At 68.2% G+C, this 20558-nt stretch carries 22 protein-coding genes and 1 tRNA gene; 17 read left to right on the forward strand and 6 right to left on the reverse strand.

Going from position 1 to position 20558, the window contains the following annotated elements; genetic code table 11:
* Window positions 1–201 precede the first annotated feature (201 nt).
* From DEIGR_RS03475 to DEIGR_RS03500, 6 genes are all read left to right on the forward strand, one after another.
* Window positions 202–1221 (forward strand): D-alanine--D-alanine ligase family protein, encoded by a 1020-nt coding sequence (locus DEIGR_RS03475; RefSeq protein WP_058975314.1) that lies wholly within the window; start codon window positions 202–204, stop codon window positions 1219–1221.
* A 253-nt stretch (window positions 1222–1474) separates the two neighbouring features.
* Window positions 1475–1705, forward strand: a complete 231-nt coding sequence (locus DEIGR_RS03480; RefSeq protein WP_058975315.1) for a FeoA family protein — start codon at window positions 1475–1477, stop codon at window positions 1703–1705.
* Window positions 1702–3924, forward strand: a complete 2223-nt coding sequence (gene feoB / locus DEIGR_RS03485; protein ID WP_058975317.1) for a ferrous iron transport protein B — start codon at window positions 1702–1704, stop codon at window positions 3922–3924. The genes DEIGR_RS03480 and feoB overlap by 4 nt, the downstream gene beginning before the upstream one ends.
* On the forward strand, window positions 3921–4223 hold the full coding sequence (locus DEIGR_RS03490) for a DprA-like winged helix domain-containing protein (protein ID WP_058975320.1): 303 nt from the start codon (window positions 3921–3923) through the stop codon (window positions 4221–4223). The genes feoB and DEIGR_RS03490 overlap by 4 nt, the downstream gene beginning before the upstream one ends.
* 150 nt (window positions 4224–4373) lie before the next feature.
* The gene (gene ypfJ, locus DEIGR_RS03495) at window positions 4374–5231 is read left to right on the forward strand and encodes a KPN_02809 family neutral zinc metallopeptidase (protein ID WP_058975322.1); all 858 of its coding nucleotides are present in this window, start codon (window positions 4374–4376) and stop codon (window positions 5229–5231) included.
* Between the two features lie 107 nt (window positions 5232–5338).
* A complete protein-coding gene (locus DEIGR_RS03500) occupies window positions 5339–6010 on the forward strand; it encodes a M48 family metallopeptidase (RefSeq protein ID WP_058975324.1) in 672 nt (223 codons plus the stop codon).
* A 94-nt stretch (window positions 6011–6104) separates the two neighbouring features.
* Here the strand turns inward: DEIGR_RS03500 and DEIGR_RS03505 are convergent, their stop codons facing one another.
* The 5 genes from DEIGR_RS03505 to DEIGR_RS03525 all read right to left on the reverse strand — a co-directional run bounded on the left by DEIGR_RS03505 (window position 6105) and on the right by DEIGR_RS03525 (window position 11400).
* Window positions 6105–6311 carry a hypothetical protein gene (locus DEIGR_RS03505; RefSeq protein ID WP_046843224.1) on the reverse strand — a complete coding sequence of 69 codons (207 nt, stop codon included), beginning with the start codon at window positions 6309–6311 and terminating at the stop codon, window positions 6105–6107.
* Between the two features lie 80 nt (window positions 6312–6391).
* On the reverse strand, window positions 6392–7321 hold the full coding sequence (locus tag DEIGR_RS03510; RefSeq protein WP_236704646.1) for an endonuclease/exonuclease/phosphatase family protein: 930 nt from the start codon (window positions 7319–7321) through the stop codon (window positions 6392–6394).
* 97 nt (window positions 7322–7418) lie between these two features.
* On the reverse strand, window positions 7419–9128 hold the full coding sequence (hflX, locus tag DEIGR_RS03515) for a GTPase HflX (RefSeq protein WP_058975328.1): 1710 nt from the start codon (window positions 9126–9128) through the stop codon (window positions 7419–7421).
* A 320-nt stretch (window positions 9129–9448) separates the two neighbouring features.
* Window positions 9449–10513, reverse strand: a complete 1065-nt coding sequence (locus DEIGR_RS03520; protein WP_058975330.1) for an IS4 family transposase — start codon at window positions 10511–10513, stop codon at window positions 9449–9451.
* A gap of 80 nt (window positions 10514–10593) precedes the next feature.
* Window positions 10594–11400 (reverse strand): aminoglycoside N(3)-acetyltransferase, encoded by an 807-nt coding sequence (locus tag DEIGR_RS03525; protein ID WP_236704647.1) that lies wholly within the window; start codon window positions 11398–11400, stop codon window positions 10594–10596.
* A 93-nt stretch (window positions 11401–11493) separates the two neighbouring features.
* On the opposite strand from DEIGR_RS03525, the gene DEIGR_RS20780 reads away from it, so the two are divergent.
* Window positions 11494–11925, forward strand: coding sequence for a hypothetical protein (locus DEIGR_RS20780; RefSeq protein ID WP_058975333.1), 432 nt, complete (start codon window positions 11494–11496; stop codon window positions 11923–11925).
* 49 nt (window positions 11926–11974) lie between these two features.
* Here DEIGR_RS20780 and DEIGR_RS03535 read toward each other — a convergent pair.
* A tRNA-Ser gene (locus DEIGR_RS03535) sits at window positions 11975–12064 on the reverse strand.
* 329 nt (window positions 12065–12393) lie between these two features.
* Here DEIGR_RS03535 and rpsL point away from each other — a divergent pair.
* From rpsL to rplB, 10 genes are all read left to right on the forward strand, one after another.
* On the forward strand, window positions 12394–12795 hold the full coding sequence (rpsL, locus tag DEIGR_RS03540) for a 30S ribosomal protein S12 (RefSeq protein WP_046843219.1): 402 nt from the start codon (window positions 12394–12396) through the stop codon (window positions 12793–12795).
* Between the two features lie 136 nt (window positions 12796–12931).
* Window positions 12932–13402: a 30S ribosomal protein S7 gene (rpsG, locus tag DEIGR_RS03545; RefSeq protein ID WP_046843218.1), complete on the forward strand. Its 471-nt coding sequence runs from the start codon at window positions 12932–12934 to the stop codon at window positions 13400–13402.
* A 256-nt stretch (window positions 13403–13658) separates the two neighbouring features.
* Window positions 13659–15752 (forward strand): elongation factor G, encoded by a 2094-nt coding sequence (gene fusA / locus DEIGR_RS03550; RefSeq protein ID WP_058975335.1) that lies wholly within the window; start codon window positions 13659–13661, stop codon window positions 15750–15752.
* Between the two features lie 107 nt (window positions 15753–15859).
* Window positions 15860–16288, forward strand: coding sequence for a hypothetical protein (locus DEIGR_RS03555; protein ID WP_058975337.1), 429 nt, complete (start codon window positions 15860–15862; stop codon window positions 16286–16288).
* A 366-nt stretch (window positions 16289–16654) separates the two neighbouring features.
* Window positions 16655–17872 carry an elongation factor Tu gene (gene tuf, locus DEIGR_RS03560; RefSeq protein ID WP_058975338.1) on the forward strand — a complete coding sequence of 406 codons (1218 nt, stop codon included), beginning with the start codon at window positions 16655–16657 and terminating at the stop codon, window positions 17870–17872.
* A 5-nt stretch (window positions 17873–17877) separates the two neighbouring features.
* Window positions 17878–18201 carry a 30S ribosomal protein S10 gene (gene rpsJ, locus DEIGR_RS03565; protein ID WP_014685998.1) on the forward strand — a complete coding sequence of 108 codons (324 nt, stop codon included), beginning with the start codon at window positions 17878–17880 and terminating at the stop codon, window positions 18199–18201.
* On the forward strand, window positions 18198–18818 hold the full coding sequence (rplC, locus tag DEIGR_RS03570; RefSeq protein ID WP_058975340.1) for a 50S ribosomal protein L3: 621 nt from the start codon (window positions 18198–18200) through the stop codon (window positions 18816–18818). Before rpsJ ends, rplC begins: the two co-directional genes overlap by 4 nt.
* 3 nt (window positions 18819–18821) lie before the next feature.
* Window positions 18822–19427 (forward strand): 50S ribosomal protein L4, encoded by a 606-nt coding sequence (gene rplD, locus DEIGR_RS03575; RefSeq protein ID WP_046843213.1) that lies wholly within the window; start codon window positions 18822–18824, stop codon window positions 19425–19427.
* Window positions 19424–19711, forward strand: coding sequence for a 50S ribosomal protein L23 (locus tag DEIGR_RS03580; protein WP_046843212.1), 288 nt, complete (start codon window positions 19424–19426; stop codon window positions 19709–19711). Before rplD ends, DEIGR_RS03580 begins: the two co-directional genes overlap by 4 nt.
* 13 nt (window positions 19712–19724) lie before the next feature.
* On the forward strand, window positions 19725–20558 hold the full coding sequence (rplB, locus tag DEIGR_RS03585; protein WP_058975342.1) for a 50S ribosomal protein L2: 834 nt from the start codon (window positions 19725–19727) through the stop codon (window positions 20556–20558).

A 20558-nucleotide genomic window follows, 5' to 3' on the forward strand; every position in this document is an offset into this window, starting at 1 on the left:
TGTGACTTTCGTCCGGTTACCGCGGCCGGGCATCAGAGATACTTCGTGGCTGTGCTGAGAAATCGCACCTGTCTATATTTATGCATGTTCCGCCCGGCTGGACAGCGCGTCTCATGAGGGTAAGCCTCATGTGGCGGTACGTGAGCAGGGGCGGCTGTTGAGCATCGTGTGTAGGCGTGCAGGCGTGGCATACTGCGCCGCGTGAAGAAGCGCATCCTCCTGCTGGCCGGCGGCCAGTCCGGTGAACACGAGGTTAGCCTCATGAGTGCCCGCAGTGTCCTGAATGCCCTGCCCCGCGACCAGTTCGACGTGACGCCCGTCGTGATCAGCAAGCAGGGCCGCTGGCTGCCCCCCACCGAGACGCAGCGCGCCCTGGAATCCGGCGAGGCCGCGACCGGCGGGGACCTCGTGCTGCACCGCGCCGCCAGCGCCGAGGGCTACGACGCGGTGTTCCCGCTGCTGCACGGCCCGATGGGCGAGGACGGCACCGTGCAGGGCCTGCTGACCCTGGCCGGGATTCCCTTCGTGGGCAGCGGCGTGCTGGGTTCGGCGGTCAGCATGGACAAGGTCATGACCAAGCAGGTGCTGGCCTCGGCGGGCATTCCGCAGGTCGCGTGGGCACTGGCCGTGCGCCGCGAGTGGCAGCAGCAGCCCGACAGCGTGCGTGAACGCGCCGCTGCACTGGGCTACCCGCTGTTCGTGAAGCCCGCCAACCTGGGCTCCAGCGTGGGCATCAGCAAGGTCGCCCGCGCCGAGGACCTGGACGGCGCGCTGAACCTGGCGTTCAGCCTGGACCGCCGCGTGATCCTGGAAGCCATGACCGCCCACAAGCCCCGCGAGGTCGAGGTCGGCATCCTGGGCAACGACGCGCCCATCGCCAGCCCGGTCGGGGAACTGCGCTTCGAGGCGGACTTCTACGACTACGAGACGAAGTACACCGAGGGCCGCGCGACCATGCACATCCCCGCGCCCCTGAGCGCCGAGGTCGCCGAGCAGGTGCGTGCCCTGGCGCTGCGGGCCTTCCGCGCGCTGGACTGCGCCGGACTGGCCCGCGTGGACTTCTTCTACGTCGAGGAGACCGGCGAACTGCTGCTGAACGAGGTGAACACCATGCCGGGCTTCACGACGACCAGCATGTACCCCAAGCTGTTCGAGGCGGCGGGCCTCAGCTACAGCGCCCTGGTCACCCGACTGGTGGAACTGGCCCTCGAAGAACGCTGAGCGGTCTGCACTGACCGCCGCATTCAGAGGGGCGGTGAGGGTGTCCCTCGGATTCTCTGAATCGAGCGAACTCGAAGAGCGGCGCCGCAGCGCGAGCATCGGAGAGCGGTAGCGGTGGACGGTCCCCCTGGGGTGTGCGGTCAGCCCTGGGGTGGAACTGGAAGCCGCTGTGAGTCCGGCCGGTCCCCCGTCGCGGTGGGACCGGCTTCCCCGTGTTTACTTCCCTTTAATCCCCATCTGTATACTCGGGTATATGCCGGATGTGCCCCTCGACTCCCTGACCCCCGGTCAGACCGCGCACGTCGTGGCCCTCGACCCCGCCCACCCGCTGCGCCGCCGCCTGATGGAACTGGGCTTCGTGCGCGGCGCGCCTGTCACCGTGATCCGCCGCGCCCCCATGGGCGACCCGGTGGAACTGCGCATCGGGGCGACCCTGCTGGCCCTGCGCGCCGACGACCTGCGCCTGATCCGGGTGCGCGCGTGACCTCCGCCACCCGCCCCGCCACGCTGATCCCCGACGCGCTGGCCTGCGCCGACACCCTGGCCCGCCTGAAGGCCGCGCGTGAACCGCGCATGGTGGTCGTCGGGAACCCCAACGTCGGCAAGACCACCCTGATCAACGCTCTGGCGGGCACCAACCTGAAGGTCGGCAACTGGAGCGGCGTGACCGTCGAGAAGCGCGAGGCGCACCTGACGCACGGCGGGCGGCGCGTGTACCTCCTCGACCTGCCCGGCGCGTACTCCCTGAGCCCGCACACCCCCGAGGAACTCATCACCCGCACCGCGCTGCTCGACGAGGCCCCGGACGCCGTCCTGAACGTCCTGGACGCCGGGAACCTGGAACGCAACCTCTACCTGACGCTCCAGCTCATGGACTACCGCCTGCCGGTCGCCGTGGCCCTGAACCTCGTGGACGAGGCGCGCGAGAAGGGCGTGCAGGTGGACTCACGCGCGCTGTCGCGCCTGCTGGGCGTGCCGGTCGTCGAGACGGTCGCCAGCCGCGCGCGCGGCACGGACGCCGTGCTGGACAGCGCCCTGGGCCACGCCACGCTGGGCATCGGCGTGCGCTACCCCGAGGCCATCGAACGGGCCGTGGAGGCCCTGAGCACCCGCATGACCGGCGTGGACACCCTGCCGCCCCACGCGCACCGCTACCTCGCCCTGACCCTGCTGGAGGGCGACCCCAGCGTGCGCGGCCGCCTGAACGCCACCGGGCACGCGGCCCTCGTGCAGGCCGCCGACGCGCAACTGCGCGACCTTGACGCCCAGGGCCTCGACCCGCTGATCGAGATCGCCGAGGCCCGCTACGCGCTGGCCGGGGACCTCGCCCGCGCCGCCGCCCCGCAGGCGCAGGCGCGGCGCACCGTCACCGAACGTCTGGACGCGCTGGCGCTGCACCCCTGGCTGGGCATCCCGCTGTTCCTGGCGCTCGTGCTACTGGTATTCCGCCTGACCTTCACGGTCGCCGCGCCCTTCGTGGACCTGATCGGCGGGCCGCTTCAGGACACCCTGACCGGCTGGGCCAGCGCCGCGCTGAGCTGGTTCCCGCTGGCGCGCGACCTCGTGACCGGCGCGATCATCCCCGGCGTCGGTACCGTCCTGAGCTTCCTGCCCACCCTGCTCGTGCTGTACCTCGCCATGAGCTTCCTGGAAGACAGCGGCTACATGGCCCGCGCGGCGTTCCTGATGGACCGCGCCATGCGCAGCGTCGGCCTGGACGGCCGCGCGTTCATCCCCCTGATCCTGGGCTTCGGGTGCAACGTGCCCGCCGTGTACGCCACCCGCACCCTGGAACGGCGCAGCGACCGCCTGCTCGTCAGCATGATCCTGCCGTTCATGAGCTGTTCGGCGCGGCTGCCGGTGTATGTGGTGTTCGCCGCCGCGCTGTTCCCCCGGCAGGCCAGCCTGCTCGTGTGGGCCATGTACACCCTGGGCATGCTGGTCGCCCTGGCCTTCGCGTTCGTGCTGCGCCGCACCAGCTACCCCGCCGAGGGCAGCGGCGTCCTGCTGGAACTCCCCCCGTACCGCTTCCCCACCGCGCAGGTGCTGTGGAAGCACGCATGGCGCCGCACCGCCAGCTTCGCGCGGCGCGCCCGCACCACGGTGCTGGCCACGGTGGCGGGCGTGTGGCTGCTGCTCGCCATTCCCGCCGTGGGGGGCGCCAGCTTCGCCACGGTCGCCCCACAGGACAGCCTGTTCGGGCGCGTCAGTCAGGCCATGTCCCCGATCTTCGCGCCGCTGGGCTTCGGCACGTGGCAGGCGACCGGCGCGCTCGTCCCCGGCTTCATCGCCAAGGAGGTCGTCGTCGGGACGCTCGGGCAGATCTACCTGGGTGAGGAAGCCGCCCGCCCCACCGCGCTGGGCCTCGTGGACGGCGTCGTGCAGGCGGGCAGGGCCACCTGGGACGCCGTGGTCGCCAGCGTCAGCGCCATTCCCACCATCCTCGCGCTGCCCAGCCTGAACGCCGACGCCACCGGGGACCTCAATACCCCTCTGGCTGCCGCGCTGGCCCGCGCCTTCACGCCCGCCAGCGGCCTGAGCTACCTCGTGTTCGTGCTGCTGTACACCCCGTGCATCGCCACCGTCGGTGCGCTGGCGCAGGAACACGGCCGGAGATTTGCGTGGACGACCGTCACGTACCAGCTCGCCACCGCCTGGATCGCCGCGTTCCTCGTGTACCAGCTCGCGCGGGCCGTCCTGTGACCGCTGCCCGCCCCCCTGCCAGCCCGCTGGGCGCGCTGCTGCACGCCATCGGCATCCAGCCGCGCACTCCGGACGAACTCGCCCGCGCGCTCGGCAGCACCCCGGACGCCCTGAACGGCATGCTCCGCACCCTCAGAAGCGGCGGGTACGTGCAGGACGCCACCCCGCAGCAGGACGGCTGCGCGTGCGGCCCCTGCGCCCTGAAGAGCATGTGCCGCAACGCCGACAATGCCGAACCCGCCCTGCACCTGCTGCGCCTCACCCCGCGCGGCGAGACGTACCTCAGGCGCCTCGCCTGAAGCCGCAACGTCTCCCGTACAAAGCCTAAAGGTCAGATCAGACGGGCAGGACACGCCCCTTCCTACAATGAGGGCATCAACAGCGGACGGCACTCGCGGGCGCACACCCGCCACCTCCTCTGAATTCAAGCAGCGTCAAAGGGGCAGGATATGGACTGGAAGAATCTTCCCGGCAGTGGTGGGAACGCAGAGAACCGCAGCGGTGGCGGAGGGCTGCCCGGTGGCGGCATCGCCGTGGGTGGCGTAGGTGGCTTGATCATTGCCCTGATCGCCATGTTCTTCGGCATTGACCCCGGCGCGATCCTCGGGGGGGGCGGCACGCAGACCCAGCAGTCCCAGACCACCCAGCCCGCCCAGGACGACGAGGCGTACCAGTTCGTCAACCAGATCTACCGGAACACCAACCTCGTGTGGGACGACATCTTCAAGCAGGCCGGACGCACCTACAACGATCCGCGTCTCGTGCGGTACGTGCGCGGCACGGGCACCGAGTGCGGCACGGCGAACAGTGCCGTCGGCCCCTTCTACTGCCCCGCTGACCAGACGATCTACCTCGACACCAGTTTCTTCACGCAGATGGACCGTCAGCTCGGTGGTGGCGGTGACTTCGCTTACGCCTATGTGATCGCCCACGAGGTTGGCCACCACGTGCAGAACGAACTCGGGATCGCCGATCAGGTCGAGCGCCGTCAGCGCAGCGCCCGCACCGAGGCCGAGGCGAACAGCTACAGCGTGCGCCTGGAACTCCAGGCCGACTGCTTCGCCGGGGTGTGGGGCAACAAGACCCAGCAGGACGCCAAGATCACCCAGGCGGACGTGCAGGAAGCCGTCGCGACCGCCGAGGCCATCGGGGACGACAACCTTCAGCGCCAGGGTCAGGGCTACGTCGCCCCGGACTCCTTCACGCACGGCAGCGCCGCGCAGCGCGTCAAGTGGTTCATGACCGGCTTCAGGAGCGGCAACCCGAACGGCTGCGACACCTTCAATGTGAACTACAACCAGCTGTAAGGCCCCTGGGAGGCGGGGTACGGTGGGGGAGACCCGGCCGCGCCCCGCCGTTCTGTTGCGTGACGGGGCTCACCACACCCGGGCGCCCCATGCGCTTTCCTGGGGGTATGACGGACTGGGAGGTGGCGGGCGTGCCCGTACAGATCAGACGCAGCGCGCGGCGCCGGACGGTGGCGGTGCAGGTCACGCCGGGCGCCGTGACGCTCTTCGCCCCGACCCGCGTCCCGCTGGCGCAGCTGCGCGACATTCTGGACGCCCGCCGCGACTGGGTGGCCGGGCACCTCGCTGGGTACGCCGCACGGCCCCCGCAGCGCCCTGAAGCGCAGACCGGGCAGCGCGTCCCGTTCCTGGGACAGGACCTGACCCTGCACCTGGACCCGGCCCGCACCCGCCCGGACCGCAGCGGGGATACCCTGCACCTGCCCGCCCAGAACGCCGAGGCGCACCTGACCGCCTGGACCCGCCGCGCCTGCGCCGCCCCCTACCGCGAACTGGTACAGGAGTACGCCGCGCGACTCGGCGCCGCCGACCGCCTGAGTGCCGTGCACGTCAGCGACACCCGCACCCGCTGGGGCAGCTGCTCCGCCGACGGCGTGATCCGCCTGCACTGGAAACTCAGCCGCGCGCCCAGCGAGATCCTGCACTACGTCGCGCTGCACGAGGCCGCGCATCTGCTCGAACTGAACCACTCCGCGCGCTACTGGGCGCACGTGACCCGTCTGATGCCCGACTGGCAGACGCACCGGGCGTGGCTCAAGGAGTACGGCCACACCCTCTGACGGAGCAATGAGGCGAGGGTCAAAAGGTCGAGGGTCGAAGCGTCCAAGGTATTCATCTCCTTAGACTCTTCGACCCTCGGACCCTTGACCCCCTCTACATGGCGGGCATCGGTTCTGGCATGCCGGGCGTGTCCGGATTGGGCGTGGGGTGCGGCTCGGGCATCCCGGGGGTATCCGGGTTCACCGGGGGATCCATCACAGGGCCGCTGTCACCGGTGCCAGGCATCTGCTCGGGCATCGGGGTGGGCATGTCGGTGGGTTCGGATGCGGGGGCGGGCGGACGGTCGTACGGTCCAGTCATCGGGGCACCTCCTGAGTGGGAATGACCGTCAGTCTGCCGCGCCAGGGTGCGATAAACCCCCGAGGTGCATGAAGCGGGCTTCAGGGTCGGTACTCGGCCAGCAGGGGTCGGTGATCGCTGAGCGTCCACGGGAGCACGCGGGCGCGGGAGGGGCGTAGGTCACGGCTGAACTGATGGTCGATCCGCAGGCGCAGGCCAGGGTACGTCCAGCCGGGGCCGCGCCCGGCACGCTGAAAGGCGTCGGGGCCGACCGCCTGCCGCAGCGCCCGGTACGCCGGTCCTCGCGGCGGGGTGTTCAGGTCGCCGCCCAGAATCAGGGGGCCGGGAGTGGCGCGCGCCAGGGCCGTCAGGACGTCCAGCTGCGCGGCGCGCAGGTCGCGGGAGCGGCGCAGCCGGGCCGGGTCGCGCAGGGCGGCACTGACCTGCGTGGCCCCCGGGTGGGCATTCACGACCGTCAGCGGGCGGCCCGCCCAGCGCAGGCGCGTCACCAGCGCGGCGCGGTTCAGGCCGGGCAGGGGGCGCGTGTCGGTGCCCAGCAGCGGCAGCCGGGTGAGGGTCATGACCTCCTGCGCGCGCACGGCGCGGTAACCGGGCAGGGCGGCCCGCAGCTGCGCCTCGAAGGCAGGGTCGTGAAAGCGGGCTTCCTGAAGGAGGATCACGTCGGCATTCAGGGCGCGCAGGGCTGAACCCAGTTCGGCCGGGGAGGTGCGTGCGCCGCCCAGCACGTTGAAGGTCACGACCCGCAGCGTGCCCGACTGCTGGGGCCGCCAGTGCAGGATGCCCGCACCCCACGCGGCCAGCAGCAGCGCGGCCAGCGCCACACCCCGGCCCCGGCGACGCCACGCCGCCCAGGCCAGCGCGGGCAGGCACAGCAGGACCCACACCAGCGGTGGGGCATACGCGAGCAGCAGGGTGGGCAGCGTCCGCTCGCCGATCAGGTCGCCCAGTGCCCAGCCGAGCGCCACGAGGATCAGCGTCAGGGTCGGCAGGGCAGGCAGGTGGGCACGCACACGGCGCAGTGTGCCGCTCATGGCTGCCCCGCGCGTCCACAGAAAAGGGGAGAGGGTGGGCGCCCCACGACGCCCACCCTCCACCTGAACAGGGCCGTTACCGGTACTGCGCGGCCAGCGCGCGGGCTTCCTCCTGGCGGGCCAGTTCGGCGCGCTGCACGCCCGACACGGCGTCCGCCAGCGCCTCCTTCAGTTCGGCCAGCCCGCGGTTCTTCAGGGCGCTGACGGCAATGCCGCCCGTGCGTTCCAGTTCACGGTCCAGCGCCTCCGGGTCGGCGGCGTCGGCCTTGTTCAGCGCCACGACGGTCGGCATGTCGCGGAAGCCCAGGTCCTCCAGGATGCGGTTCACGGCGTCCAGGCGGGTGTCCGCGCCGGGGCTGGCGGCGTCCACGACGTGCAGCAGCACGTCCGCGTCCCCGATCTCCTCCAGGGTGCTGCGGAAGGCGCGGGTCAGGTCCTTGGGCAGGTCGCGGATGAAGCCCACGGTGTCGGTCAGGACGACTGGCCCGATGCCTTCCAGGTACCCCTGGCGGCTGGTGGGGCGCAGGGTGGCGAACAGCTTGTTCTCCGCCAGCACCCGGCGGGGTTCCTCGGCGGCGTGCGTGAACGCGTTCAGCAGCGTGCTCTTCCCGGCGTTCGTGTACCCCACGATGCTGATCACGGGCACGGCGTTGCGTTCGCGGCCCTTGCGGCGTTCCTCGCGGCGCTGCGCGACACCCTCCAGTTGCTTCTCCAGGAAGCTCAGGCGGTCGTTGATGCGGCGGCGGTCCAGCTCCAGCTTCGTCTCGCCGGGGCCGCGCGTGCCGATTGCGCCGCCGCCCGCGCTGCCCCCGCCCCCGCCGATGCGGGACAGGGCCGCCCCCGCCCCCAGCAGGCGGGGTTTCATGTAGCGCAGCTGCGCCAGTTCCACCTGCAGGCGCGACTCCACACCCTGCGCGTGCAGCGCGAAGATGTCCAGGATCAGCTGCGTCCGGTCGATGATCTTCAGGCCGGTCGCGGCCTCGATCTCGCGCGCCTGGGCCGCGCCGAGTTCCTGGCCGAAGATCAGCAGGTCCGCGTCCAGGTGGTACGCGCGACTCGTCAACTCTTCCAGTTTGCCCGCGCCGACCAGCGTGCCGGGCTTCAGGTTCCGGCGGAACACCAGTTCGCGGTGCACGACCTCCGCCCCGGCGGTGCGGGCCAGTTCGGCCAGCTCGTCCAGGCGGTCCTCCGCGTCGAATTCACCCTGGTCGATCTGCACGAGAATGGCGCGCTCGTGGTCCTTCTTCGCCACGCGCGTGCGGGCCGCGCGGGCAATCTCCTCCTCCAGCGCCTGCACCTGCGCGCCCAGGTCGAACTCGTCGATCTGGAAGGCGGGCACGGGCGGCAGGATGCGCCAGTCCTCCTCCTCCCCGACCGTGCCGGGCGGCGTCAGGTGCGCCGTGTGCACCAGCCCCGCCTGACCCTCGTTCCGGACCTCGATGGCGGACACGGCGTCCAGGCGCTTCAGGAACAGCGTGGAGAGGTCGCCCTTGCTCAGCGCCCCGCCGCGCGGGTGGGTGTGCAGCAGGTGGAAGCCGCTCAGGCGGTTCTCGCCCATGCGCAGGTCCGGGAACTCGGTCCCCTTGGCGTCGGCCACGCTGACGGAGATCACGCGGCCCCGCCGGTCGATCAGGACGCCCACCTCGCGCCGCACGTCGTTCGACAGTTCCGCGAGGTTCCGCGCGAGTTCGGGCGAACCCACCCGGCCCGGCTCGATCCGGCGGCGGTACAGGTTCCCGAGGGCTTTCATCTGCGCCGGGCGGAGGCCCGACGTGTTGCCATGCACTTTATCGATAGCTGGTCACTTCCTTGAATACGCGCCCCACCCGCCGCGCAGGCGGCCGGACAGGGGAGAGGGGGTGAAGGGCACACTGCCGGGCCGTCAGCAGCCCCGCCCAGCTTTCATGCTGGAACTGGGGGCGCGGCCATGCCTGCATTGACGTCATGTTACCGCCGCAGGTCACGGACAAACGTGTGGGTTCACTTGAAGATCTTGATCATCGTGCCCCCAGGGTACCCGGCAGGCGATAGGGGGCGCATCGGCCACCTGACGTAGGGGGTTGATAGGTGATGGTTGATGGTTGATAGGAGAAGGAAAAGACCTGACTACCCTTCAAAACGGGGCATGAGTGTGCTCAAGGTGCGCCAGGATGCGCCGGACGGATGCAGCAGAAGATCCTGGAGATGATCAAGCCCGAGTCGAAACACAGACACCGTGCGGTGTCCGTGTTTCTTTACTTTGGTAGCTGTTCGACGTGCCACGACCTCGCCCGTCACGCACGCCCAGATGAAGGCGACGCTGACGACCGTCAGGAGCGAAGACACTCGCTCGGGGCGCGTCAGACCCGTATCTTCCAGGTTGAACCCTCTGGTTTTCAACGCGGCGTGCAGATTTTCTGTTTGCCAGCGCAGGGCATACCGGCGCATGTTCGGCAGGGCGTGCCCCCGATACGCCAGGTACAGCATGTCACCGGCTGCGTTTTTCGTGGCCGCCACTCGCAGATTCACACCGTAGATGCGGGTCTGGCGATGCCAGACCCTGACTTCACCCACCTGAAGGTTCTTGAAGACCGCCCAGACCGGCATGCCGTGCGCGCCGATCGTGGCGCGAGCTGGGAGACGAATGCAGGGTGCAATCCCGTGCTGGTCGAGGAATCGAAACCAGTGCTGCCCAATGAATTCACGATCCGCGAGCAGGCACCGGATCTCCCGATCTGGGCAGAGCTTCAGGAAGCGCTCCACGAGCGCTTCCCGGACACAGGAACGACTGGCCCCACCGTGCGGGAGCAGTGTCCACATCAGCGGCAAACTGAACCCGTTCCACACGGCAGAGAGCAGGAGAATATTGACGTCCTGTTGGCCAAGTTTCCAGTTGGTGCGATCGAGAATGAGGTCGACTGGGCCGGGCGGGAGAAAGGACAAGGCGAATCGGGGGAACAGCGCCTCAGGAAACGGGAACTGGACGAACCGGCAGAGCCGCTGATACCGAGTCGTCAACGAGCCCGGGAGGGCGACATGCGTCTTCAGGCTGTACAGGACAACGGTGCGCGCCTGAATGACCGCCAGGATCAGGGCCGTGAAGACGACGAGGCGGCGAGCGTCCACAGGGAAAGCAGACCGCAAGGCGGTCTGCAAGGTATCGTGAGGTGGTCGGCTCCTAAGGGTTTTCATCGCAGAAATACCGTACAGGAGCCGACTTTCTGCTGCCTACTGTGCGTTTTGAAGGGTAGTCAGGGAAAAGACCCCACGGCCTACTCACCGCTCTCCCTCTCGCGCCAGTACCCCGTGGCGAAGTCCACCAAGGCGCGCTGCGACATCAGCTTCGCGGTCGCGGAGCCCACCACGCCCACGGTCACCGCGCCGGTCGCCTCGAACGCGGCCTTGACGGGCGGGAAGGCCTGCTCGTGGTAGTCCGCCTCGTCGAAGGTCAGCCAGCGCCGCTCGCCCCCGACCGTGACCGGACCGCTGAAGGGCACGGTGGGCCGCTGCCCGGCGCGCACCTCCGCGAGGTGCAGACTGGTGTTCACCTCGGTGCCCAGCAGCAGCACCCGGCCGTTCAGATCGTACACGCGCGCCAGGGGTGAGCCCTCACCCAGCGAGAACGCCAGCGGGTGATCCGCCGTGACGGACTCGGCGTGGCGGCCCCACGCGGCAAAGGAACTGTGCGGGTGGTCGCTGCGCCGCGCGCCCGGCCAGGTCCGCAGCGTCTCCGCGACGCGACCCATTCCCCGGCTGGGCGTGACCGCCGGATCGAAGGCGGGCAACTCGGCGCGGATGACCGGCCACCACGCCTCGGGGACCCTCGTCCGGCCCCACCCGGCCGGGTCGGTCAGGTTCAGCGTGAAGGTCGGCACGACCAGGGTGCCCTGCTGCCCGACCACGTCCTGCAGCGCCTGCACCACGGCTGCCGCGCCGCCCGCCACCCAGCCCAGACGGCTGAGGCTGGCGTGCACGATCAGCGTGTCGCCCGGCTGCACCCCCAGGCGGCGCAGGTCGCCCGCCAGGGTCGCGCGGGTGCGCGGCGTGTCCGTCCGGGCGATGATGTCGGCCTCACTCATGATGTTCCCTGGCATGCTGTTTCCCGCTGCATGTCCGAAGCGTACGCGCGCTGGCCGGGAACGCGCATCGGCCAGGGCGCGTAGTGGGCGGCGATGTCGGACCTGCTGCGTGAAACCCTGCGTGAGGTGCTCTACGGCCCGGACGGCCTGTCGGGCCTGTTCAGCGTGCCCGGCGACGGCCTGCTCCGCGCCGCGCACGCCCTGACCCTGGACGACCTGCGCGCCGCCCCCGGCCTGGCCGGGCGGGTCATGGCGCTGCGGCACACGCTGGAACTCACCGCGCTGCGCCTCGCCGACCCGCACGCGCTCCTCAGCGACCCCACCGACCCGCAGGGCTGGCAGCCCACCAGTGCGCAGGCGTGGCGGGATGAACTCGTGAACCTCGCCCGGGCCGGGCAGGCGCTGTACGACGCGCTCTTCCTGCCCCTGACGCCCGCCGCTCAGCGTGAGGCTCACGGGGCGGTGCTGCACGCCGCGCGGGAGGCGGCCCTCCTGCAACACTGGCGCGGCCTGCGCCCGCACTGAACGGAGGCAATGAAAGACCCCCAGGCACCTGACCCGGGGGCTTCCTGTTTGGCGAAGAGGGTGGGATTCGAACCCACGGTAGCCTTGCGACTACTTCGGTTTTCGAGACCGACCCATTCAACCACTCTGGCACCTCTCCGCACCTTGATGATTGCCTGAACGGGCGACGGGGAGCATAGCACGCCCCTCACGCGGCGCGCTACTCCCGGCGCTTCACGCCCCGCTTGCACTTGCCTGCGGGGAAGGCGTATGCTTTCAAGGTTGAAAACTGCCCCGGTACCGGGTTGCACCAGGGGGGTTTTTCGGCATGCCACCACCGGCGCGCGCAGCCCCGAGTGGTGCGTGATCACCTCCAAGCCCGCATGAGTCAACCCAGTGCCGCCCCGTACGCGTGGGTGGCCACCCGCCCCCCGGCCCGCGCCGCCAGACTGGTGCGCTGCGGCCGAACCAGATGAGGAGTGATTTCCCCTGCCTACTACCCAGCAACTGCTCCGTAAGGGTCGTAAGACGATCCAGAAGAAGAGCAAGGTCCCTGCCCTGAAGGGCAGCCCCTTCCGCCGCGGCGTGTGCACGGTCGTCAAGACCACCACCCCCAAGAAGCCGAACTCCGCGCTTCGTAAGATCGCCCGCGTGCGTCTGTCCAGCGCCTTCGAAGTCACCGCGTACATCCCCGGTGAAGGCCACAACCTGCAGGAGCACAGCGTCGTGCTGATCCGCGGCGGCCGTGTGAAGGACCTTCCCGGTGTGCGTTACCACATCGTGCGCGGCAGCCTCGACACCCAGGGCGTCAAGGACCGCAACAAGAGCCGTTCCAAGTACGGCACCAAGAAGCCCAAGGCCGGCGCTGCCGCGGGCGCGAAGAAGAAGTAAGGCCGCCGCGCCGGACCCCGGCGCACGCCCGAACCCATCCCCCACAGGGGTGATGCCAATGAAGCAGCATATTCGCGCCTGAAGTGCGCGCGCTCACCCCACCGCGCGTGGGGACCGAGCCTCAAGGGAGTCAACCATGGCACGTCGCCGCCAAGCTGAAGTGCGCGTCATCCAGCCCGACCTGGTCTACCAGGACGTTCTGGTGAGCGCTTTGATCAACCGCATCATGCGTGATGGTAAGAAGAACCTCGCCAGCCGCATCTTCTACGGAGCCATGAAGCTCGTGCAGGAACGCACCGGCCAGGAGTCCCTGAAGATCTTCCGCCAGGCGTACGACAACGTCAAACCCCGCGTGGAAGTCCGCAGCCGCCGCGTCGGCGGCAGCACCTACCAGGTGCCCGTCGAGCCCAGCGAGCGCCGCAAGCAGAGCCTGACCCTGCGCTGGCTGATCAGCGCCGTGGACAGCCGTCCCGAGCGCACCGCCGTCGAGCGCCTCGCCGGCGAGATCATGGACGCCGCCCAGGGCCGTGGCGGCGCCATCAAGAAGAAAGACGACGTGGAGCGCATGGCGGAAGCCAACCGCGCCTACGCGCACTACCGCTGGTAATTCCGGTCGAAAGGGCCCTCTGGGCCCTGAGACCCGAGCGGAGCGAGCAGGGACGACCGCACCGTTCGTGAAGTGAAGCCGCAAGTCGGTGCATTGTCCGACTGGCGGCGGCATGGAATGAACGGTGCGGCCCGGATACACCCGGCAAGCCGCGATGACCGGACGGTAGGTTCGCCCTGCCGTCCATGTCGCGTGAAGCGAAACCCAGCGCAACTGACGGTGACGAGACACGTCACCCGCCACAATAGGGAGTCTTATGACCACCAAAGCCCAGCAGTACCTCACCCACTTCCGTAACATCGGGATTGCCGCGCACATCGACGCCGGTAAGACCACCACCACCGAGCGCATCCTGTACTACACCGGCCGTACCCACAACATCGGTGAAGTGCACGACGGCGCCGCCACCATGGACTGGATGGAGCAGGAGCGCGAGCGCGGCATCACCATCACGGCGGCCGCCACGACCGCCAAGTGGAAGCGCAGCGGCACCGACCAGGAATACGTCGTGAACATCATCGACACTCCCGGTCACGTGGACTTCACGATCGAAGTGGAGCGTTCCATGCGCGTGCTCGACGGCGCCGTCGCCGTGTTCGACAGCAGCCAGGGCGTGGAGCCTCAGAGTGAGACCGTGTGGCGTCAGGCCGACCGTTACGGCGTGCCCCGCATCGCGTTCAGCAACAAGATGGACAAGACCGGCGCCAGCTTCGAGCTCGTGCTGAACGACATCAAGGAGCGCCTCGGTGCCGTCGCCGCGCCCGTCCAGTACCCCATGGGTGCCGAGAACGAGTTCAAGGGCATCATCGACATCGTGCGTCAGCGCGCCCACTTCTACACCAACGACCTGGGCACCGACATCGAGGAGACTGACATCCCGGCCGAGTACCTGGACAAGGTCGCCGAGATGCGCGCCCAGCTGATCGAAGCGGCCGCTGAAGTCGACGAAGACCTGATGATGATGTACCTCGAAGGCGAGGAACCCAGCGTGGAGCAGCTCGTGGCCGCCCTGCGTAAGGGCACCATCGAGAAGCGCATCTTCCCCGTTCTCTGCGGCAGCGCCCTGAAGAACAAGGGTGTGCAGCTGCTCCTCGACGCCGTCATTGACTACCTGCCCAGCCCGCTGGAAGTGCCCGCCATCAAGGGCAAGGTCGAGGACAGCGAAGACAGCATCGAGTTCCCCGCCGATCCTGAAGGCAAGCTGGCCGCGCTGGCGTTCAAGATCATGGCTGACCCCTACGTGGGCCGCCTGACCTTCGTGCGCATCTACTCGGGCACCCTGCAGTCCGGCAGCTACGTGTACAACGCCAGCAAGGAGAAGCGCGAGCGCGTCGGCCGCCTGCTGAAGATGCACGCCAACAGCCGCGAGGAAGTCACCGAGCTGAAGGCCGGGGAACTCGGCGCCGTGATCGGCCTGAAGGACGCCGGCACCGGCAACACCCTGATCGGCGACGGCGACGACAAGGTCCTGCTGGAGAGCATCGACGTGCCCGAGCCCGTCATCAAGCTCGCCATCGAGCCCAAGACCAAGGCCGACCAGGAGAAGATGGGCATCGGCCTGCAGAAACTCGCCGAAGAGGATCCCACCTTCAAGGTCGAAACCGATCAGGAAAGCGGCCAGACCACCATCGCCGGGATGGGCGAACTTCACCTGGAAATCCTGGTGGACCGCCTGAAGCGCGAGTACAAGGTCGACGCGAACGTCGGCGCGCCCCAGGTGGCCTACCGTGAAACCATCACCAAGCAGGTCGAGGTGGACAGCAAGTTCGCCCGCCAGTCCGGTGGTCGCGGTCAGTACGGTCACGTCAAACTGCGCGTCGAGCCCCTGGAGCCCGGCGCGGGCTTCATCTTCGAGAACGCCGTCGTCGGCGGCACCGTGCCCAAGGAGTACATCGGGCCGGCCCAGAAGGGCGTCGAGGAAGCCATGCAGAGCGGCCCCATGCTGGGCTTCCCCGTGGTCGACCTGAAAGTCACCATCTACGACGGCAGCTACCACGAAGTGGACTCCTCGGAAATGGCGTTCAAGATCGCCGGTTCGATGGGTCTGAAAGAAGCCGTCCAGAAGGGCAGCCCCGCCATCCTGGAACCCGTCATGCGCGTCGAGGTGACCACCCCCGAGGAGTACATGGGTGACATCATCGGCGACCTGAACAGCCGCCGTGGCCAGATCCAGGGCATGGAAGCCCGCGGCAACGCGCAGATCGTGAAGGCCTTCGTGCCCCTGAGCGAGATGTTCGGCTACGCGACCGACATGCGTTCCAAGACGCAGGGCCGCGCCAGCTACTCCATGTTCTTCGACCACTACACCCAGCTGCCCAACAACATCGCCCAGCAGCTGATGAAGAAGTAAACCCGCCTCGCCCCGCACCGGGGTGACGCCAGAGGGAGCCCCCACTGTGGGGCTTCCTCTTTTTTCGCTTCAGGCACGGGAGGGAGCAGGCACGCTAAGCTGCGTGCATGACGGTGCCCACGCCCAACCCGGCCGCCCCGAGCGGACCGCTTCCCCCCCGGATCGGTTTCCTGACCGTGCCGCTGATGATCAACCTGATCTACTCGGCGATCACCCTGCTGTTCCTGCCGTTTGCCGGACCTACCCTGACCGAGACGACGGGCGAGATGGTCCGGCAGATGGGCGTCCCAGACCTGACGGTGACGCCCGCGCAGATCCAGGTGGCGCTGTGGATCTCGTTCGGGCTGACCATGATCCAGATCCTGTGGGTGTACTACACCCGCCGCGCTGTTCTGGATGGCCGAAACTGGGGGCGCGTCTCGAGCATCGTTCTGGGTGTGTTCAGCCTGCTGATTCCCCCCATCTTCACCATTCTGGGCATCGTGATGCTGATCGGGGCCTTTGACAAACAGGTCGTGGCGTACACGCGCCGCTGAGCCTGATGGGGGACGTGCGGTCTGTCACAAGTCACGTGACAGGCCGCACCGCTTTCTGTCTGTTTTCCGCTTGTACGGGCGTTTCCCGCTCTCTCTCGTCACTTCATTCCCACTTGCCCTTTGACAGGTGATCCTGTAACATACTTCTTCGGTACGCCGTGGACTCACGGCTCTGCCCCGCGGCCTCACCCACCGCCGGAGCGGAACGCAGAGGCGGCGTAGCGTGGCCAGCACGGTGGGACACCACCCTGGCGAGAATCAACCCAATGTGGTTCAGCACCATCAGAACCCTGCGACATGCGCGGGGGAGCCCCGATCAAAGGGCCGCTTTTGCGTGCAGATCCACCTCTTGGAGGGAGTAAGAACATGGCTAAAGGAACGTTCGAGCGCACGAAGCCCCACGTGAACGTGGGCACCATCGGTCACGTCGACCACGGCAAGACCACCCTGACCGCCGCGATCACCTTCACGGCCGCCGCGATGGACCCCACCATCGAAAAACTGGCCTACGACCAGATCGACAAGGCCCCCGAAGAAAAAGCCCGCGGCATCACCATCAACACCGCCCACGTCGAATACAACACCCCCACCCGCCACTACAGCCACGTCGACTGCCCCGGCCACGCCGACTACGTCAAGAACATGATCACCGGTGCCGCCCAGATGGACGGCGCGATCCTCGTGGTCTCCAGCGCTGACGGCCCCATGCCCCAGACCCGCGAGCACATCCTGCTCGCCCGTCAGGTCGGCGTGCCCTACATCGTCGTGTTCATGAACAAAGTGGACATGGTCGACGACGAAGAGCTCCTCGAGCTCGTCGAAATGGAAGTCCGCGAACTGCTGAGCAAGTACGAGTTCCCCGGCGACGACCTGCCCGTCATCAAGGGCAGCGCGCTGCAGGCCCTCGAAGCCCTGCAGGCCAACCCCAAGACCGCCCGCGGCGAAGACAAGTGGGTTGACCGCATCTGGGAACTGCTCGACGCGGTAGACAGCTACATCCCCACCCCCGAGCGCGCCACCGACAAGACCTTCCTGATGCCCGTCGAAGACGTGTTCACGATCACCGGTCGTGGCACCGTGGCCACCGGCCGCGTGGAACGTGGCGTCGTGAAGGTCCAGGACGAAGTGGAAATCATCGGTCTGCGCGACACGAAGAAGACCACCGTCACCGGGATCGAAATGCACCGCAAGCTGCTCGACAGCGGCATGGCGGGCGACAACGTGGGCGTGCTGCTGCGCGGCGTGGCGCGTGACGACGTGGAACGCGGCCAGGTGCTGGCGAAGCCCGGCAGCATCAAGCCGCACACGAAGTTCGAAGCCAGCGTGTACGTGCTGAGCAAGGACGAAGGCGGGCGTCACAGCGCGTTCTTCGGCGGGTACCGCCCGCAGTTCTACTTCCGCACGACGGACGTGACGGGCGTGGTGGAACTGCCCGAAGGCGTGGAAATGGTCATGCCCGGTGACAACATCACGTTCGTGGTGGAACTGATCAAGCCGATCGCGATGGAAGAGGGCCTGCGCTTCGCCATCCGCGAAGGTGGCCGTACCGTCGGCGCCGGCGTCGTCGCCAAGGTCCTGGAGTAATCGACATGGTTGCCCCCAAGATCCGTATCAAACTGCGTGGCTTCGACCACAAGGCGCTGGACCAGTCCGCCAGCAAGATCGTGGACACCGTGCGCCGCACCGGCGCCGACGTGAGCGGCCCCGTGCCCCTCCCCACCCGCATCCGCCGCTTCTGCGTCCTGCGTTCCCCCTTCGTGAACAAGGACAGCCGCGAGCACTTCGAGATCCGCACCCACAACCGTCTGGTGGACATCATGAACCCCACCAAGAAGACGATTGACAGCCTCATGACCCTCGATCTGCCCACCGGTGTGGACATCGAGATCAAGACGGTGGGAGGCCGCGCATGAAGGGCATCCTCGGCACCAAGATCGGCATGACCCAGATCTGGAAGGGCGACAAGGCCATTCCCGTGACCGTCGTGCTGGCCGGCCCCTGCCCCGTCGTGCAGCGCAAGACCGCTGCCAGCGACGGCTACGAGGCCGTGCAGATCGGCTACGCGCCCAAGCGCGAGAAGAGCGTCAACAAGCCCGAAGCCGGTCACTTCAAGAAGGCCGGGGTCAGCCCCGTGCGCTTCCTGCGTGAATTCCGCGACTTCAACCCCGAAGGCGACACCGTCAGCATCGACATCTTCGCCGAAGGCGAGAAGATCGACGCGACCGGCACCAGCAAGGGCAAAGGCTTCCAGGGCGTCATGAAGCGCTGGAACTTCAAGGGCGGCCCCGCCAGCCACGGTTCCAAGAAGTGGCACCGCCGCCCCGGCTCGATCGGCCAGCGCAAGACGCCCGGCCGCGTGTACAAAGGCAAGCGCATGGCCGGCCACATGGGCATGGAGCGCATCACCGTCCAGAACCTCGAAGTGGTCGAGATCCGCGCTGACGAGAACATCATCCTGGTCAAGGGTGCAATCCCCGGCGCCAACGGTGGCCTCGTCGTCCTGCGTCAGGCCGCCAAGGGAGGCAAGTAACACATGGCGCAGATCAACGTCATCGGCAAGAACGGGGGCCGCACCATCGACCTCGAACTGCCGGAAGTGAACAGCGGCGTCCTGCACGACGTCGTCACCTGGCAGCTCGCCAGCCGCCGCCGCGGCACGGCCAGCACCAAGACCCGCGCGGAAGTCAGCAAGACCGGCAAGAAAATGTACGGTCAGAAAGGCACCGGTAACGCCCGTCACGGCGACCGCAGCGTCCCCAGCTTCGTGGGCGGCGGCGTGGCCTTCGGCCCCAAGCCCCGCAGCTACAGCTACACCCTGCCCCGCAAGGTCCGTCAGCTGGGCCTGGCCATGGCCCTGGCCGCGCGCCAGGAAGCCGGCAAGCTGATCGCCGTCGACGGTTACGACCAGGACGGCAAGACCAAGAACTTCGTCGCCTGGGCCAAAGAGAACGGCATGGACGGCAGCGAGCGCGTGCTCATCGTGACCGATGACGCCGCGACCCGCCAGGCCGCCCGTAACGTCGCCTGGGCCACCGTGCTGCCCGTCGCCGGCCTGAACGCCTACGACATCCTGCGCCACGAGCGCCTGGTGATCGACGCGGTCGTTCTCGAGCCCGCGCAGGAAGGGGAAGAGGCATGAGCCACTACGACATCATCCAGGCCCCCGTGATCAGCGAGAAAGCCTACGCTGGCATGGAACGCGGCGTGTACTCCTTCTGGGTCAGCCCCAAGGCCACCAAGACCGAGATCAAGGGCGCCATCCAGAAAGCGTTCGGCGTGACCGTGATCGGCATCAGCACCATGAACGTCCCCGGCAAGCGCAAGCGCGTCGGCCGCTTCATGGGCCACCGCGCCGACCGCAAGAAGGCCATCGTACGCCTCGCCGACGGCCAGACCATCGCCGCCCTTGAAGGCCAGGCCTAAGGAGAGATTGAACATGGCCGTCAAGAAATACCGTCCCTACACCCCCAGCCGTCGCCACATGACGACTGCGGACTTCAGCGGACTGACCAAAAAGCGCCCCGAAAAGGCGCTCACCGAGGCGCTCCCCAAGACCGGTGGCCGTAACAACCGCGGCCGCATCACCAGCCGCTTCATCGGCGGCGGTCACAAGCGCCTGTACCGCATCATCGACTTCAAGCGCCGCGACAAGGCCGGCGTGCCCGCCAAGGTCGCCGCGATCGAGTACGATCCCAACCGCAGCGCCCGCATCGCCCTGCTGAACTACGTCGACGGCGAGAAGCGCTACGTGCTCGCGCCCGAAGGCCTGCAGGTCGGCGCCATGGTGAACTCCGGCCCCGAAGCCGAACCCAAGCTCGGCAACGCGCTGCCCCTGCGCTTCGTGCCCGTCGGTGCCGTCGTGCACAGCGTGGAACTGATCCCCGGCAAGGGCGCCCAGCTCGCCCGCAGCGCCGGGACCAGCATCCAGGTGCAGGGCAAGGAAGGCGACTACGTCATCCTGCGTCTGCCCAGCGGCGAACTCCGCCGCGTGCACAGCGAGTGCTACGCCACCATCGGTGCCGTCGGCAACGCCGAGCACAAGAACATCAACATCGGTAAGGCCGGTCGCAGCCGCTGGCTCGGGCGCAAGCCCCACCAGCGTGGTAGCGCCATGAACCCCGTGGATCACCCCCACGGCGGTGGTGAAGGCCGTACCGGCGCGGGCCGCGTGCCCGTCAGCCCCTGGGGCCAGCCCGCCAAGGGCCTGAAGACCCGCAAGAAGCGCAAGAACAGCGACCGCTTCATCATCACCCGCCGCGGCGGGAAGTAA

Origin of the sequence: Deinococcus grandis (assembly GCF_001485435.1) — a bacterium.
GTDB lineage: Bacteria > Deinococcota > Deinococci > Deinococcales > Deinococcaceae > Deinococcus > Deinococcus grandis.

Bases quoted from the DNA above. Each gene is read 5' to 3' on its own strand.
- DEIGR_RS03505 (WP_046843224.1), bottom strand. From the start codon at position 6,311: ATGACTGGACCGTACGACCGTCCGCCCGCCCCCGCATCCGAACCCACC.
- rplC (WP_058975340.1), top strand. From the start codon at position 18,198: ATGAAGGGCATCCTCGGCACCAAGATCGGCATGACCCAGATCTGGAAG.
- ypfJ (WP_058975322.1), top strand. From the start codon at position 4,374: ATGGACTGGAAGAATCTTCCCGGCAGTGGTGGGAACGCAGAGAACCGC.
- DEIGR_RS03500 (WP_058975324.1), top strand. From the start codon at position 5,339: ATGACGGACTGGGAGGTGGCGGGCGTGCCCGTACAGATCAGACGCAGC.
- DEIGR_RS03520 (WP_058975330.1), bottom strand. From the start codon at position 10,513: ATGAAAACCCTTAGGAGCCGACCACCTCACGATACCTTGCAGACCGCC.
- rpsG (WP_046843218.1), top strand. From the start codon at position 12,932: ATGGCACGTCGCCGCCAAGCTGAAGTGCGCGTCATCCAGCCCGACCTG.
- DEIGR_RS20780 (WP_058975333.1), top strand. From the start codon at position 11,494: ATGTCGGACCTGCTGCGTGAAACCCTGCGTGAGGTGCTCTACGGCCCG.
- DEIGR_RS03580 (WP_046843212.1), top strand. From the start codon at position 19,424: ATGAGCCACTACGACATCATCCAGGCCCCCGTGATCAGCGAGAAAGCC.
- DEIGR_RS03555 (WP_058975337.1), top strand. From the start codon at position 15,860: ATGACGGTGCCCACGCCCAACCCGGCCGCCCCGAGCGGACCGCTTCCC.
- DEIGR_RS03480 (WP_058975315.1), top strand. From the start codon at position 1,475: ATGCCGGATGTGCCCCTCGACTCCCTGACCCCCGGTCAGACCGCGCAC.
- rplD (WP_046843213.1), top strand. From the start codon at position 18,822: ATGGCGCAGATCAACGTCATCGGCAAGAACGGGGGCCGCACCATCGAC.
- tuf (WP_058975338.1), top strand. From the start codon at position 16,655: ATGGCTAAAGGAACGTTCGAGCGCACGAAGCCCCACGTGAACGTGGGC.
- rpsJ (WP_014685998.1), top strand. From the start codon at position 17,878: ATGGTTGCCCCCAAGATCCGTATCAAACTGCGTGGCTTCGACCACAAG.
- fusA (WP_058975335.1), top strand. From the start codon at position 13,659: ATGACCACCAAAGCCCAGCAGTACCTCACCCACTTCCGTAACATCGGG.
- rplB (WP_058975342.1), top strand. From the start codon at position 19,725: ATGGCCGTCAAGAAATACCGTCCCTACACCCCCAGCCGTCGCCACATG.
- DEIGR_RS03525 (WP_236704647.1), bottom strand. From the start codon at position 11,400: ATGAGTGAGGCCGACATCATCGCCCGGACGGACACGCCGCGCACCCGC.